Here is a 14,026-nt window from a genome sequence, read left to right as displayed (position 1 = left end):
TACGGGCTAGCCCACGAACTTCTTGCGGCGGTAGAGCGTTCCCGCCGCCAGCAGCGCCAAGCTGACCAGCAGGATGGCTGTCGCCAGCACGTTGATCTGCGGCGGCACCGCCGCCTTGACCGCCGCGTTGACGTACAGCGGGTAGGTCACCTCGGATCCGCTGACGAAGTAAGTGATGATGAAGTCGTCGAGGGACAGGGCGAACGACAGCATCGCCGCGGCGACGATGCCGGGCACGATCAGCGGCAACGTCACCTTGAAGAACGTGCGGGCCGGTCCCGCGCCCAGATCCAACGACGCGTCCTCCAGCGTCCAGTCGAAACCACGCACCCGGGCGCGCACCGTCATGGCGATGAAACTCACTTCGAAAGCGATGTGCGACAACAGGATCGTGGTGTAGCCGGCGGGCCAGTCGAAGTCCAGGAACAGCGTCAGCAGGGCCGCGCCCATCACCACCTCCGGGGCGGTGAGCGGCAGTATCAGGAACGTGTCGACTGCACGCTGCCCGCGCCACCGTTGGCGCACCAGCGCGATGGCCACCAGGGTGCCCAGCACGACCGCGACCGCCGTCGACACCGCGGCGACGTTCAGGCTGAGTTTGAGCGCTTCGGTCAGCGGTGGGTACTTGAACGGGTCCAGCCAGTTCTCCAGCGTGAAGCCCTGCCAGGTGTAGTTGAACTTGCCCGCCGGCTTGTTGAACGAGAACAGCACGATCACGAAGATCGGCAGGAACAGATAGACGAGCACCAGCCCGGCGGCGATCCGCAACAGTACGTCGCCCCAATTGCGGCGCGCGCGAACCTTCTTCGGTCTCGGGTCCTGCTGCGCGGCGGTCGCGATCGCGGCGCCTGCCTGGGTGGTCATACCAGATCCTCCGTGCCCAGCGCCCTCGTGTAGAGCAGCACCCCGACCAGGATGAGCAGCATCAGTCCCAAGCTCAGCGCGGCCGCGGCCGGGTAGTCCTTGACCACGAGGAACTGTTTCTGGATGACGTTGCCGATCATCGTCGTCTGGGTACTGCCGAGGTAGTCGGCGTTGATGAAGTCACCGACCGCGGGGATGAACACCAGCATGCTGCCTGCCAGCACCCCCGGCATCGACAGCGGCAGGATCACCCGCCGGAAACTGCGCGGCGTGGACGAGTACAGGTCCTTGGACGCTTCGAGGAGTCGGGGGTCGATCTTCTCCAGGCTGACGTACAGCGGCAGGATCATGAAGATGATCCAGTTGTAGGTCAGGCCTCCGATCACGGCCCAGCTGGTGGACAGCAGCCGTCCCTCGTCGGGCAGCAGACCGACGGTGCCCAGCGCACTGACCACCCACCCCTCGTCGGCGAGGATCGTCTTCCACGCGATGGTGCGGATCAGGAACGTGACGAAGAAGGGCAGGATCACCAGCCCCAGAATCAGGTTCTTGAACCGGCCGGCCTTGAACGCGATGACATACGCCAGCGGAAACGCCAGTAGCAGGCACAGGATCGTCGCAACGAAGGCGTAACCGAACGACCGGAAGATCTGATCCCGGTACAGGGTGAACGCCTCGGTGTAGTTGCCGAAGTCCCACGCGAACGTCAGCGTCGGCATGAACACCGAGCCTGCGGTTTCCGACAACGACGTGCGGGCCAACGAGAAGAACGGAACCACGAAAAAGACCGCGAGGTACACCAGCGCGGGCAGGACCATCAGGTACGGCGCGATCCTGCTGCGCTGGCGGCTGCTGCTGGCGACGCCTGCCATCGCGTCAGCCGCCGGTGACGGCGGCGTACGCGGTGTTGTACTCCTGCGTCTGCTCGTCGGTGAGCGCCGCCCAGCCCTTGGACTTCGACAGCACCTCTGGGGACGGGTTGATCAGCGGGTTGGCCGCCGATTCCGGATCGATCTTCTCGAGTTCCTCGGTCATGTCCGACAGCACGGGGATGTACTGGACGAAGGACACGAGCTTGGCGTAGTTCGCGCGATCGTAGACGTAGTCGATCCACGCCTCGGCGGCCTTCTGGTTCTGCGTGGTGTACGGAATCACCATGGTGTCGACGAAGGTCGTGGCGCCCGACTCGGGCACGACGAACTGCAGGTCCGGGTTGTCGGCCTGCAACTGGACGATGTCACCGGAATACGCCTGTGCCACAGCGATATTGCCGGCAGCCAGGTCGTCGGCGTAGTCGTTGCCGGTGAAGCGCCGGACCTGGCCCCTGTCGTTCTGTTCGCGGACCAGGTCGACGGCCTGCTGGACCGACTCCGTGGTGGGGTTCTCCGGCGAGTTGCCCTGGGACTGCATGATCATGCCGAGACCGTCCTGGGCGTCGGAGAACAGGCTGACGCGGCCCTTGAACGCGGGATCCCACAGGTCGTCGATGGTCGTGATGTCGCGGCCGGTGGCCGCCCGGTTGTAGGCGAGGCCGACCAGACCGGACATGTAGGGGGCGCTGAACTCCCGGCCCGGGTCCACGCTCGCCTCGAGAAGGTCCGGACGGATGTTCTTCATGTTGGGCACGGCGTCGTGGTTGATCTTGTTGAGCCACCCGAGCTGATTCAACCGCACGGCCAGGAACGTCGTCGGCACGGCCAGATCGGCACCGATGTCCTGCTTGCGCGACAGCGGCTCCTTGACCTTGGCGAACCACTGCTCGTTGTCGTTGAGGTCTTCCTTGTAGTCGACCGTGATGCCCGACGCGGTCTGGAAGCCGGCGATGAATCCGTCTGCCATGTACAGCGGCCAGTTCGAAATGCGCAGCGTCCCACTGGCGGGACCGCTGTCCTCGGTGCTGCTGCTCGACGTGCTGCTGTCCGACCCGCAGGCCGCCAGGAACGACGACCCGAGGGTGAGGCCTGCGGCGGCTGCGACGCCGCCGCCGATGAAGCGCCGGCGCGAGGTACGGCTTGCGGTCAGACGGGCCAGCAGGTGGGGGTCGATCTCACGGGACATGCGAGGCGTGCCTTTCGTCGGCTCCGGGGAGTGGGATACGGGGTGGGGCGGCAGTGGTGCTGCCCGGCGAAAACGTCAGGAGTCGTCCAGCATCTCTTCGAGATCCTCGGTGGTCGGAATGTCGGCGCCGGGCAGTACCAGCGACGCATCGGGGGCCCAGCTCACGTACACCTGGTCGCCGGGGCGCAGCAGTGGCAGGTCCTGCTCCGGTCCGACGTGGGCGATGATGGTGGACTCGTCCGGCGCGGCCAGTGAGAGCCGCACGACGGGACCTTGGAAGGTCAGGTCCGAGACGGTGGCGCGGACACCGGAGACGTCACCGGTGGGCTGGTCCATCGTCACCCGGAGCCGCTCGGGCCGCACCATCAGCGTCGCGTGCCCGCCCGGCTCGATGGTGGTGTCGCCCTGGCGCGCCTTCAGCGTGGACCCCAGCACGTCGATCTCGACGAAATCCCGGTTGGCGCGACCGGTTTGACGTCCCGCCCACAGGTTGGCCTGTCCGATGAAGCTCGCCACGAACACCGTGGAGGGTCGGTCGTAGATGTCGGTCGGGGTGCCGATCTGCTCGACGTTGCCCGCATTCATCACTGCGATGCGGTCACTCATCGTCAGGGCTTCCTCCTGGTCGTGGGTCACGTAGACGAACGTGATCCCGACCTCGCGCTGAATCCGCTTGAGTTCGAACTGCATGACGTGGCGCAGTTTGAGGTCCAGCGCGCCCAGTGGTTCGTCGAGCAGCAGCGCGCTGGGGTAGTTCACCAGCGCACGCGCCAGTGCCACCCGCTGCTGTTGCCCGCCGGACAGTTGCGCGGGCCTGCGCTCGGCGAAGTCGCTCAGGCGCACGATCTCCAGCAACTCGTCGACGCGTTTGCGGACCTCAGCCTTGTCCTTCTTGGCACTGCGCGGACCGTAGGCGACGTTGTCCCACACCGACATGTGGGGAAACAGCGCGTAGTGCTGGAACACGGTGTTGACGTTGCGCTTGTTCGGCGGTGTCCTCGACACGTCGGTGCCTTCGAGGCGGATCGCTCCCTCGGTCGGCGTCTCGAACCCGGCGATCATGCGCAGCGTCGTCGTCTTTCCGCATCCCGACGGTCCGAGCATGGAGAAGAACTCGCCCGAAGCGATGGAGAAGTCGGCGTCGGCGACCGCCACGTAGTCGTCGAAACGCTTCGTGACATGGTCGATCTCGATGACGGGGCCGCCCTTGTCGCGAGCGGCGCCGTGCTGTCCCGTCTGCTGGTCAGCGGCGGTGTGTGCGCGGGTCAGAACCCCATCCTCCTCATACATGCCCCCCGGCTGTGGGTAAACCATCGCCGATCCGGCGGACCTTCGCAAGCGATTCCGCAACGAATTTACATTCACACAATGGAATCCGCCGCGTGATCGCCCTCTGAACGTAAGAATCCGTGGAAGAAAACGTGCGGCACCTATGCCTGACCGGAGTTCGATCGGCAGGGGTTCGCCGTTGCGGGCTCAAGTCTTGCAGCCCGTCGCGCCGTTCGGTGCTGTTTACGTGGGGGATGACCTGGGGTAGGGAAGGGGGCATGGCGACTGTCGATGTCTCGGTGACCTCTGACCTCAGCCCGGAGCGGGCGTGGGTGCTGGCCTCGGACCTCAAGCGGTTCGACGAGTGGCTCACGATCTTCGCCGGCTGGAAGAGCGCGGTCCCGTCGGAGATCGACGTCGACACCCAGGTGGCGTCGTTGATCAAGGTCAAGGGGTTCCGCAACGTCATCCACTGGCGGGTCACCCGCTATGACGAGCCGAAGGAGATCGAGCTCGTCGGCACCGGCCGGGGCGGGGTGTGTATTTCGCTGAGCATGCAGGTGGAACCGCACGGCAACGACGATTCGTCGTTCCGGGTCATCGCCGATCTCTCCGGCGGGCTGCTGAATACGCCGGTCGGCAACGTCGTGGCCCGGGTGATCAAGAAGGACGTGGACCGGTCGGTGCGCAATCTGGCCGAGCTGCGCTGATCCGAGGCTGATCCGGGTCAGCCCCACTCGTGGTTCATTGCGCGTGATTCGTAGCGGTCTTCGTCGGATTTCGTCGCCCGAGACCGTGGCTGCGACACCGCGATGAGCACCATTGCCAGGACCGCTGTCACCGCGCCGCCGAGGAAGATCATGGTGAAGCTGCTCTCCAGCGGCGTCCCCCCGGCGGTGGTGCGGCCGAGCATGACGGCGACCAGGGCTGCCGCGGTGGAACTGCCGATCGTCCGTGCGATGGCGTTCATGCCGGTCGCAATGCCTGTTTCACCGGGGTCGCTGTCTCCGACGACGAGCGCGGGCAGGGCGCCGTATCCGAGGCTGATGTAGGCGTTGGCCAGGATGCTGGCGGTGATCACCTGCCAGGGCGACGAGTGCGCGAACGCCACGAAGAGGAATCCGACGATCCCGGCCAGGGCCGCGACGATCAGGACCGGGCGGGCACCGAACCGGTCGATGAAGCGTCCACTGACGAGTGCGATGAGGAAGCCCGTCAGCGCGCCGGGTAGCAGATAGATCACACTGGCCTGCAGGACCGAGGCGCCGAAGCCGTACCCGGTGACGCTGCGCTCGATCTGGACGAATTGGGTGAGACCGAGGAACGCGAAGTACAACCCCATGCCGACGAAGATCGTCGCGAGGTTGGTGAACAACATCGACCGCCGGGTCAGCATCCGGGTCGACACGAGCGGGCGCGGGGCCCGCTTCTCCCAGAACCACCACCCGATCAGCACGGCCACCCCGGCGCCGGCGCCGCCGATGGTGCGCACTGACACCCACCCCCACGCGTTTCCCTGTGTGATCGACAGCAGAAGCAGCGACAGGCCGACGGCCAGCCCGACCGCACCCAGCCAGTCGATCGAACCCGACGCGGTGCGCGCGCGATTGGGCACCAGGGCGACCACGATGACGATGACGATGACGGTGAACGCGGTCGTCAGCCAGAACACCCGGTGATAGCCGGCGTCGCCGCTCATCAGGAGGCCGACCACGACCAGACCGGTGCCGCCGCCGAATCCGAGCGTGCCGGACAGCACGGCCATGGCCGAGACCATGCGGTCGGCGCTGAGCTCCTCACGCAGGATCGCGATGCAGATCGGATACAGGGCGAACGATGCGGCCTGCAGGACCCGCGCGACGATCAACAGCGCCAGCGACGAGGTGACCGCGGCCAGCACCGATCCGGTCAGCACCACCGCGAGCACGCCGAGCAGCACCCGCTTCTTGCGGTGCAGGTCGGCCAGTCGCCCTATCAGGGGTGTCGCGGCGGCGGCGGCGAGCAGGTTCGCCGTGACGGCCCAGCTGACGGCGACCGCGGAGGCGTTGAGCTGGTCGGCGATCACGCCGAGTACCGGCACCACCGCCGTCTGCAGGACGGCGACGGTGAGCACCACGACGCTCAGCCCGATCACCAGCAGACGCGGCCGCTTCACTCCGGCCTGAGGCACGCCCGCTCCGATCGTTAGATGGTCTTGGTGTTCTCGTCGAGTATGGCGGCTAGTTCAGCAGAGCCGGTAGCCGGTCGAGAGGTAGGCGGGGGGAGCGGTGCCCGTCGCGGCCGGTCATGTCGTCGTTGACCACCAGCGCGTTGAGCACCGCCTCCTCGACGCACTGCACCACCGCGGCGTACAGGTCGTCCATCCGACCCCACGGCAGGAAGCGGATGGTGCCGATCTCGTCGTCACCGTCCGAGCCCACCGGTCCGAGGGGGAAGGCGCTGGCCAGACCGGGCACGTCAGCGGTGGAGAAGGCCAGGAAGATGTCGCCGGAGAAGTGGCTGCCCGTCGTCCCGGTTCTGGCGAGTCCCAACGGAACCCGGCGCGCAAGCGCCTTGCACTGACCGGGAAGCAGCGGAGCGTCGGTCGCGATGACGGCGATGACGGAACCGGCCCCGGGTGGGGGCGCGCCGGCGAGATCGCGCGCGAACCAGTCGCCGTCGAGCGGGTTGTCGTCGAGCAGCAGACCTCCGATGTGACGGCCGGCGATCGTCAACTCCGCCCGCGATCCGAAGTTCGCCTGAACGAACGCGGCAACGGTGTACGTGCGTGCTCCGTAGGGGACGAGCCTCGACGAGGTGCCGTTGCCGCCCTTGAAGTCGTAGCAGTTCATCCCGGTGCCGCCGCCGAGCGACCCCTCACCAACCGGCCCGCCGGACGCGGCGTCGAGAGCCGCTTCCACGTGTGCGGGGTGGACGTGCCCTCCGTTGATGTCGTTGAGGTAGCCGTCCCAGGTTTCGGCGCACACCGGAAGCAGCCACTGACGGGCCAGCCGCGGGGCGACGCGATTGGCCCACTGCACGACGCCGGTGTGGCACGCGCCCACGGCGTGCGTATTCGACAGCACGACAGGCACGTTGAACGACCCCACCTCGTCGATCCAGGTGGTCCCGGTCATCTCCCCGTTGCCGTTGAGTGAATACCAGCCCGCAGCGCAGGGCTGTCCGACGCCGGCACGTCCCCGCGGAAGGATCGCGGTCACACCAGTGCGCACCGGCCCCTGCCCGACGACCAGCGGTCCCTGCCCCTCGATCAGCGTCGTCATTCCGACCTGGACACCGGCGACGTCGGTGAGCGCGTTGAGAGGTCCCGGTGTGCCCGGGAGCGGGATGCCGGCGCCGCGCGCACGGGGCCTGCCGTCAGCGGTGTGGGTCGCGAAATCTGTCGGGGTCATGTGATGAATCATCGTCATCCGGGGCGCCGCGGTCGAGCCAGAGCCGACGTGGTCGAATAAGGCCATGTCGCAAGGAACCTCGGCCGAGTCCGGAACCAGCGCGCTGACCGGTGACGTGTTCAGTGGACGCCGGCCCGCGGGCGCGGGTGACCTGTCGGTCGAGACGCACGGCATCGCGCCCATCGCCGAGGAACATCGCTACGGCGCTCCCTCGCGGCTGTTCACCGTGTGGTTCGCGCCGCAGGTGAACATGACGGGCGTCTTCACGGGCACGTTGGCGATCGTGCTGGGACTCGGATTCTGGCTCGGCCTGCTGGCGATGGTCATCGGCACCGTGCTCGGCTCGCTGGTGGTGGGTTATCTGTCGACCTGGGGGCCGCGCACGGGTGCTGGGCAGCTGCCGAACGCGAGGATGGCGTTCGGTGGCACAGTCGTGGTTCCTGCAGCGCTGCAATGGTTTTCGTCGATCGCATGGGACGCGCTGGTGGGGTTGTTCGGCGGTGAGGCGTTGTCGGCGCTGCTGGGGATCCCGTTCTGGTCCGCGGTGCTGATCGTGTTGGGCGTGCAGGGCGTCGTCGGGTTCTTCGGCTATGAGCTGATCCACCGGCTGCAAGCGGTGCTGACGGTGGTGCTGTTCGTGACGTTCGTGGCGTTCACCGTCAAGCTGGTCGGCGGTCACGAGATCGTGGTTCCCGCCGCGGTGTCGGGCGCCGACCTCGTGGGCGCGTTCGTGCTGGAGGTGACGATCGCGTTCAGCCTGGCGATCTCGTGGGCCACCTACGCCGCCGACTTCAGCCGCTACCTACCGTCCTCGGTGTCGCCGGTCCGGGTGTTCGGCTTCACCGCCGCGGGCCTGGCGGCGGGCTACGTCTTCGTCCAGGGCGTGGGGATCGCCGCCGCGAGCGTTGTCGGCGAGCACACCGTCGAGGGTGTCCGCTCGGTGATGGGCGGAGGCGTGCTGGGCGCGCTCGCACTGCTGGTGATCGCGATCGCCTCCATCGGCTCCGGCGTGATGAACGACTACAGCGGCTCGCTGGCCCTGCAGACCATCGGGGTGCGGGTGCGCAGGCCGGTCTCGGCTGTCATCGTGACGGTGCTGGCGTTCGTGCTGATCCTGTGGCTGCACGCGGCCGACACTGCGACCCGGTTCACCGACGTCCTGCTGCTGGTGAGCTATTGGATCCCGGCCTTCGTGGCCGTGGTGGTCATCGACTGGCGGGTGCGGGCCGCCGGCAGGCGCAGTGTGGACCCCGCGCGCGAGACAACCGGCCGGCGCGACGGCATGGCCGCACTCGTGGTGTTCGTGGTCGCCTACCTGGTGGCGATTCCCTTCATGAACACGTCGCTCATCCAGGGTCCTGTCGCGCTGGCATGGCACGGAGCCGACATCGCGTACTTCGTCAACGGATTGGCCGCCGCTGCACTCTACGGCGGGTACCGTCGGCTCACCGCACGCCGCGTGGCCGCGGCGCCGCAGGCACCGTGAGATTTGCCTGACGGGATCCGGGTACAGCGCTGGATGCTGACCTACAGGTCGTCGGAAAGGAATCAGATGCGTCCCTCCACTCTTGCCAAGACAGCAGGCGGATCGTTCACCGCCGCCGCGCTCGGTGCGCTGGCGACCCGGACGTCGGTTGAGTCGACGTGGTACCGGCGCCTCAAGAAGCCCGGTTTCCAGCCGCCGAGCCTGGCCTTCCCGATCGCGTGGAACATCCTCTACTCCGACATCTCGGCGGTCTCGGCGTCGACGTTGGACACACTGAACGACCGCGGGGATACCGAGCGGGCGCGTGCCTACACCCGCGCCCTTGCCGTCAACCTGGTGCTCAACGCCGGATGGAGTTGGGTGTTCTTCAACCGGCGCAAGCTGGGCCCCGCCGCGGTGCTCTCCGGCGTGCTCACGGTCAGCAGCGCCGACCTGGCGCGCCGCGCGGCATCGGTCAATGCTCCTGCGGGTGCTGCGCTGGCGGCGTACCCGCTGTGGTGCGCGTTCGCGACGGTGCTGTCCACCCGCATCTGGCAACTGAATCGCTGACGGGTACCGGCGGATGGCTCGACAGTCGGAGGATGAGGGCGAGGAGCGTCAGCGGCTGGCCGACCGCATTCTGAGTGTGCTCGAAGATGCGATCTACTGGGCCATAGCCGTCATGCTGGTGGCTGGTTCGGCGGCGCTGCTGGTCAGCCAGTTCAATACGATGCTGCGCCTGCGTGATACTCCCGTGAACACGATCATGCTGGAGATCCTCGACGGCTTACTGCTGATCTTCATCTTCGTCGAGCTGCTGTATGCGGTGCGCACGTCGCTGCGGTCCCATGAGATCGTCGTCGAACCGTTTCTCATCGTCGGCATGCTGGCAGGCATCAAGGAGATCGTCGTGCTGTCGGTCGAGGCCGCGACCTTGCTCGACAAAGGTCCGAACTTTGCGCGCGCCGTAGTCGAGATCGCGGTGCTCGGTGCGGTGGTGTTGGTGCTCGCACTGGCCGCGTTCATCATGCGCGGCCGCCGACCCAGCCGGGAGGACTCGGGCGAGCGCGCGGTCAAAGAGGAATCGGCCGACGCCTGACGGTGCGGCGGTACCCCGCTGCGCGCGGCGGGTGGGCGCGGGGTCTACTGAAAGGCGTGCAGCACACCATCGAGGACGTCGACCATCCGGCGCACTTCACCCGAGCCGGCCACGGTTTCATGCCGACCCGGTTCGCCCAGAGTCACTGGGGTGATGATCACCTCAATGGGCCGGCGATCGTCGGCCTCGTGGCCCGCGAACTGGAAAAGCAGTGCGGTTCCCCCGAATTCCGGCCCGCCCGGCTCACCGTCGACCTGTTCCGGGCCGCCCGCAACGCGCTCACCACACTCGACGTCACGGTGGTCAGAGATGGGCGCAGGGTCCGAAGCGCCGAGTGTGACGTCGTGCAGGGCGACCGCGTGGTGGCACGAGCCACGCTGGTCCAGTACCGGCCGTCGGCGCCCCCGCCAGGCACGCTGTGGCATTCGCCGCAGACCTTTCCGGCGACTCCGCAGCCGGACGCGACCATCGCGCCGTTCGTGGGCAGTGACGACGTCGGCTGGACGCGCTCACCCGCGGAGCATCAGAACGCCTCCCGCAAGCGGTTCTTCAACGATGGGATCAGGGTTGTCGCCGGTGAGCCCAACTCGCCTTTCGTCTGCGCGGCGACGGTGGCCGAGGCGACCAGCCTGGTGACGAACCTCGGCACCGACGGCGTCGGGTACATCAACGGGGATATGACGCTGGCGCTGTCGCGTCTTCCCGCGGATGACTGGATCGGCATCCAGGCCGACTCTCACCATGCCGCAGACGGACTGGCGGTCGGTACCGCCACCCTGTTCGACAGCCAGGGACCGTTCGGTGCCGGGTTGACGACGGCGCTGGCGAATCCGGCGGCTCAGATCGATTTCGCCACACGGCAGTTCAGGCTGGGCGACATCAGCTACGAGTAGCGCTCTCTCACCGCACAGTCGCCGGGGCCAGCCTGGCCGCGGCGATGGACTCGAGGATCTCACCGCTGCGCACGGCGATGTTCGACAGCAGCGACGAGGTGAGTCCATGGCTGTGCTCGGTGTTGCCCTGGATGTACAGCGATCCGGCCGTCGGTGTCTTCGTGGAGAGCCGGTAATCCCGCGACACCACGGGACGGCCGTCGTCCTGGACGAGATCCGGGTACAGCTCGCCCAGGATTCCCCGCAACGAGGCAGGCGCGAACCCCGTCGCGTAGATCACCGCGTCGCACTCGATTCGGTCCACCTCGCCGGTGGGGTGGTGCAGGATGTCCACCCGGACGCCGTCGTCGTGTTCTTCGGTGGCGCTGATGCTCGATGCGCCCCGCATGAACAGGCGCCGTCTGTCCGCCACCCGTTCGGCGTACTCCCGGGCGTAGAGATCTTCGATCAGCGGAAGATCGACCGCCGAGTAGTTGGTGCTCCGGTGGTAGTTGATCAGCTGCCGGCGCACACCCGGTGCCGCGGAGTAGAAGTCGTCGACGGCGTCGGGATCGAACACCCGGTTGGCGAACGGACTGTCGTCTGCCGGACTGTATCCGTACTTCGCGAACACACCGTGGACCTCCACGTCGGGCAGGTCGTGCAGGTAGGCACACACCTCTGCCGCGCTCTGTCCGGCGCCCACGACGGCGAACCGGTTGTGCCGCCGGGTGGGTAGCCGTTCGAGGTCGTGCAGGAAGGTGTGATTGTGGATCTGACGTGACGATCGGGTGACACCGGGTGGTAGTTGAGGTGCCAGGCCGCCGGCGATGACCACGTTGTGGGCCCGCAACACACCCGAGTGGGTGCCGGTGAACTCGACCTCGAAGACACCGTCGACGTCGCGGATCGAGGTGACCCGCGAGCCGTAACGCACGGAGGCGTCGACCTTGTCGGCGGCCCAGGCGAGATAATCGTGGAACTCCAGGCGCGTCGGGAAGAACGTTTTGTAATTGATGAACTCGGTGAGCCGTTCACGCTCGGTCAGGTAGTTCAGGAACGTGAATTCGCTTCTCGGATTCCGCTGCGTAACCAGGTCTTTGAGAAAGGATATTTGCATTGTGGTGCCGGGAAGCAGCATTCCGGTGTGCCAGCCGAACTCGGACTTGAGTTCCACGAACTCGGCTGTCAGCCCTCTGGCGGCGCCGTCGTTGTGTTCGCGGATCGCGATGGCAAGCGCCAGATTGGACGGGCCGAACCCGACGCCGACGAGATCGAGCACCGCATGGTGCCCGTTGGTGCTCGCGGTGTCGGTGGTTGTCATCAGGCTCCTGCCATCTGGTTGACCGCCCCGGGCACCGGCTGGGACGGATCGGATCCGAGCGCGACGATCCGGTTGTCGGAATCGACGTGGACCACCCTGGGGCGATGCTGCTCTGTCTCGGAATCGTCGACGTGGAGGAACGACATGATGATCACCAGGTTCCCGGGCGAAACCAGGTGTGCTGCAGCGCCATTAATGCCTATCACCCCACTGCCGGGGGCGCCGGTGATCGCGTACGTCACCAACCGTGCGCCGGTGGTGATGTCCACGACGTGTACCTGCTCACCCTCGATGATCCCGGCTGAGCCCATCAATTCTGCGTCGATCGTGATCGATCCCACGTAGTGCAGATCGGCCTGTGTCACCGTGGCCCGGTGGATCTTGCCTCCAAGCAATGTTCGCTGCATCCGGCCTCCCTGCCTCGCTGCCGCCCGGCATGGTGTCGTGCTCACCGACATGACGGCATCACTGATGTCGCTTAGCGAAGGCTAACTTATATTCGGTCCGACGCAAGGCCTCCGTCGGGCCCGGCGCGAAGCCAAAATCCTTGCGCTCCAATCACTTCTGTCAGCTTGCTGTGAATTGACTGTAGAGAAAATTACCTGGCGGGGTGCCGCAGGTGAAGCGAGCCTAAGCTAATATTCCGTGAGCAATGACGCTTAGCGAAGGGATTGTGCGCGTGAAGCTGCATCAATGGGGGTGGCGTCGAGGCGCCGCAGTCGTCGCGACCGTGCTTCTGGTGGTCGGCGTGCTGGCCGCCTGCGGTTCTGAGCAGGAGAAGAGCCCACAGGTCGAGACCGTGACGATTGCCCACAAGTTCGGCGAGACCCAGGTTCCCGCCAACCCGAGCCGGGTGGTGACCGTGGGGTGGACCGACCAGGACTTCGTCCTGCCGTTCGGCGTCGTGCCGGTCAGCACACGAGAGTTCTTCGAGGAGTACAACAATTACCCCTGGGTCAAGGCCGCCACGGACGGTAAAGGGGTGACCACGTGGGGCGCCGACGAAATCGACTTCGAGGCGATCGCCGCTCAGAAGCCGGACCTGATCTTCGCGATCTATGAGTCCGTCGACGAGCAGACATACGACAGGTTGTCGCAGATCGCTCCCACCGTCATCCAGTCCGGTGACTATCCCGACGAGGAAACCCCCTGGGATGTTCAGTTGATCACCACGGGCAAGGCACTGGGCAAGGAGGATGAGGCCAAGGAACTCGTCGCCACCGTGCAGGGAAAGATCGACGCGGCGCGCACGGCGAACCCCGAGTTCGAGGGCAAGACGCTCGTCGTGGATTTCGGACCGGAGAGCGGCGGCCACTATCTGCTCCCGGAAAATGATCCCCGCCGTTCGCTTTTCACCGCTCTTGGCTTCAAGACCCAGGACGTCGACGGCGACGTCAGCGAGGAGAAGCTCGACCTGCTGGACCGCGACGTGCTCTTCGTCAACGGCGCCACCAAGGACCAGATGCTCGCTTCGCCTGCGTTCGCCAGGTTGGGTGTGGTGGGCGAGGACCGCACGCTCTACACCACGTTCGAGTCCAACCTCAGTGGCGCGCTCACCTACAGCGGTCCGGATGCACTGATGTACGCGCTGGATGTGCTCACCCCGCAGCTCGCCAACGCGCTCAACGGTCGGCCGGTCGCCGACCTGTCGAACGCCTGACACGCCGCTACACCGATGCCCCG

At 66.4% G+C, this 14,026-nt stretch carries 14 protein-coding genes; 6 read left to right on the top strand and 8 right to left on the bottom strand.

Going from position 1 to position 14,026, the window contains the following annotated elements; genetic code table 11:
• Window positions 1–6: 6 nt before the first annotated feature.
• From EL337_RS16205 to EL337_RS16190, 4 genes are all read right to left on the bottom strand, one after another.
• A complete protein-coding gene (locus EL337_RS16205) occupies window positions 7–864 on the bottom strand; it encodes an ABC transporter permease (protein ID WP_048633680.1) in 858 nt (285 codons plus the stop codon).
• Complete coding sequence (locus EL337_RS16200; protein WP_048633681.1) at window positions 861–1,736, bottom strand: ABC transporter permease; 876 nt, start codon at window positions 1,734–1,736, stop codon at window positions 861–863. The genes EL337_RS16205 and EL337_RS16200 overlap by 4 nt, the downstream gene beginning before the upstream one ends.
• A gap of 4 nt (window positions 1,737–1,740) precedes the next feature.
• Window positions 1,741–2,922: a polyamine ABC transporter substrate-binding protein gene (locus EL337_RS16195; RefSeq protein WP_048633682.1), complete on the bottom strand. Its 1,182-nt coding sequence runs from the start codon at window positions 2,920–2,922 to the stop codon at window positions 1,741–1,743.
• Between the two features lie 75 nt (window positions 2,923–2,997).
• Window positions 2,998–4,212, bottom strand: a complete 1,215-nt coding sequence (locus tag EL337_RS16190) for an ABC transporter ATP-binding protein (RefSeq protein ID WP_264035403.1) — start codon at window positions 4,210–4,212, stop codon at window positions 2,998–3,000.
• A gap of 257 nt (window positions 4,213–4,469) precedes the next feature.
• Between EL337_RS16190 and EL337_RS16185 the strand changes: the two genes are divergently transcribed.
• On the top strand, window positions 4,470–4,901 hold the full coding sequence (locus tag EL337_RS16185) for a type II toxin-antitoxin system Rv0910 family toxin (protein WP_048633683.1): 432 nt from the start codon (window positions 4,470–4,472) through the stop codon (window positions 4,899–4,901).
• A gap of 17 nt (window positions 4,902–4,918) precedes the next feature.
• On the opposite strand, the gene EL337_RS16180 is transcribed toward EL337_RS16185, so the two are convergent.
• Both EL337_RS16180 and EL337_RS16175 read right to left on the bottom strand, forming a co-directional pair.
• The gene (locus tag EL337_RS16180; RefSeq protein WP_232786849.1) at window positions 4,919–6,361 is read right to left on the bottom strand and encodes an MFS transporter; all 1,443 of its coding nucleotides are present in this window, start codon (window positions 6,359–6,361) and stop codon (window positions 4,919–4,921) included.
• Window positions 6,362–6,410: 49 nt separating this feature from the next.
• The gene (locus tag EL337_RS16175; RefSeq protein WP_370737184.1) at window positions 6,411–7,583 is read right to left on the bottom strand and encodes a DmpA family aminopeptidase; all 1,173 of its coding nucleotides are present in this window, start codon (window positions 7,581–7,583) and stop codon (window positions 6,411–6,413) included.
• A 64-nt stretch (window positions 7,584–7,647) separates the two neighbouring features.
• Here EL337_RS16175 and EL337_RS16170 point away from each other — a divergent pair, with 64 nt between their 5' ends.
• From EL337_RS16170 to EL337_RS16155, 4 genes are all read left to right on the top strand, one after another.
• Window positions 7,648–9,069 (top strand): purine-cytosine permease family protein, encoded by a 1,422-nt coding sequence (locus tag EL337_RS16170; protein ID WP_048633685.1) that lies wholly within the window; start codon window positions 7,648–7,650, stop codon window positions 9,067–9,069.
• Between the two features lie 66 nt (window positions 9,070–9,135).
• Window positions 9,136–9,618, top strand: coding sequence for a TspO/MBR family protein (locus EL337_RS16165; RefSeq protein ID WP_048633686.1), 483 nt, complete (start codon window positions 9,136–9,138; stop codon window positions 9,616–9,618).
• Window positions 9,619–9,631: 13 nt separating this feature from the next.
• Window positions 9,632–10,147 carry a phosphate-starvation-inducible PsiE family protein gene (locus EL337_RS16160; protein WP_048633687.1) on the top strand — a complete coding sequence of 172 codons (516 nt, stop codon included), beginning with the start codon at window positions 9,632–9,634 and terminating at the stop codon, window positions 10,145–10,147.
• Window positions 10,148–10,266: 119 nt separating this feature from the next.
• Complete coding sequence (locus EL337_RS16155) at window positions 10,267–11,040, top strand: acyl-CoA thioesterase domain-containing protein (RefSeq protein WP_197724282.1); 774 nt, start codon at window positions 10,267–10,269, stop codon at window positions 11,038–11,040.
• A gap of 7 nt (window positions 11,041–11,047) precedes the next feature.
• On the opposite strand, the gene EL337_RS16150 is transcribed toward EL337_RS16155, so the two are convergent.
• Window positions 11,048–12,343, bottom strand: a complete 1,296-nt coding sequence (locus EL337_RS16150) for a lysine N(6)-hydroxylase/L-ornithine N(5)-oxygenase family protein (protein ID WP_048633689.1) — start codon at window positions 12,341–12,343, stop codon at window positions 11,048–11,050.
• Window positions 12,343–12,750: an aspartate 1-decarboxylase gene (panD, locus tag EL337_RS16145; RefSeq protein WP_048633690.1), complete on the bottom strand. Its 408-nt coding sequence runs from the start codon at window positions 12,748–12,750 to the stop codon at window positions 12,343–12,345. The genes EL337_RS16150 and panD overlap by 1 nt, the downstream gene beginning before the upstream one ends.
• A gap of 323 nt (window positions 12,751–13,073) precedes the next feature.
• On the opposite strand from panD, the gene EL337_RS16140 reads away from it, so the two are divergent.
• Window positions 13,074–14,003: an ABC transporter substrate-binding protein gene (locus EL337_RS16140; RefSeq protein WP_407662590.1), complete on the top strand. Its 930-nt coding sequence runs from the start codon at window positions 13,074–13,076 to the stop codon at window positions 14,001–14,003.
• Window positions 14,004–14,026: the final 23 nt, after the last annotated feature.

Source organism: Mycolicibacterium aurum (genome assembly GCF_900637195.1).
In the GTDB taxonomy this organism is placed as follows: Bacteria; Actinomycetota; Actinomycetes; order Mycobacteriales; family Mycobacteriaceae; genus Mycobacterium; species Mycobacterium aurum.
The sequence above is the reverse complement of the archived record's forward strand: the minus strand, read 5'-3'. Positions and strand labels throughout refer to the sequence as shown.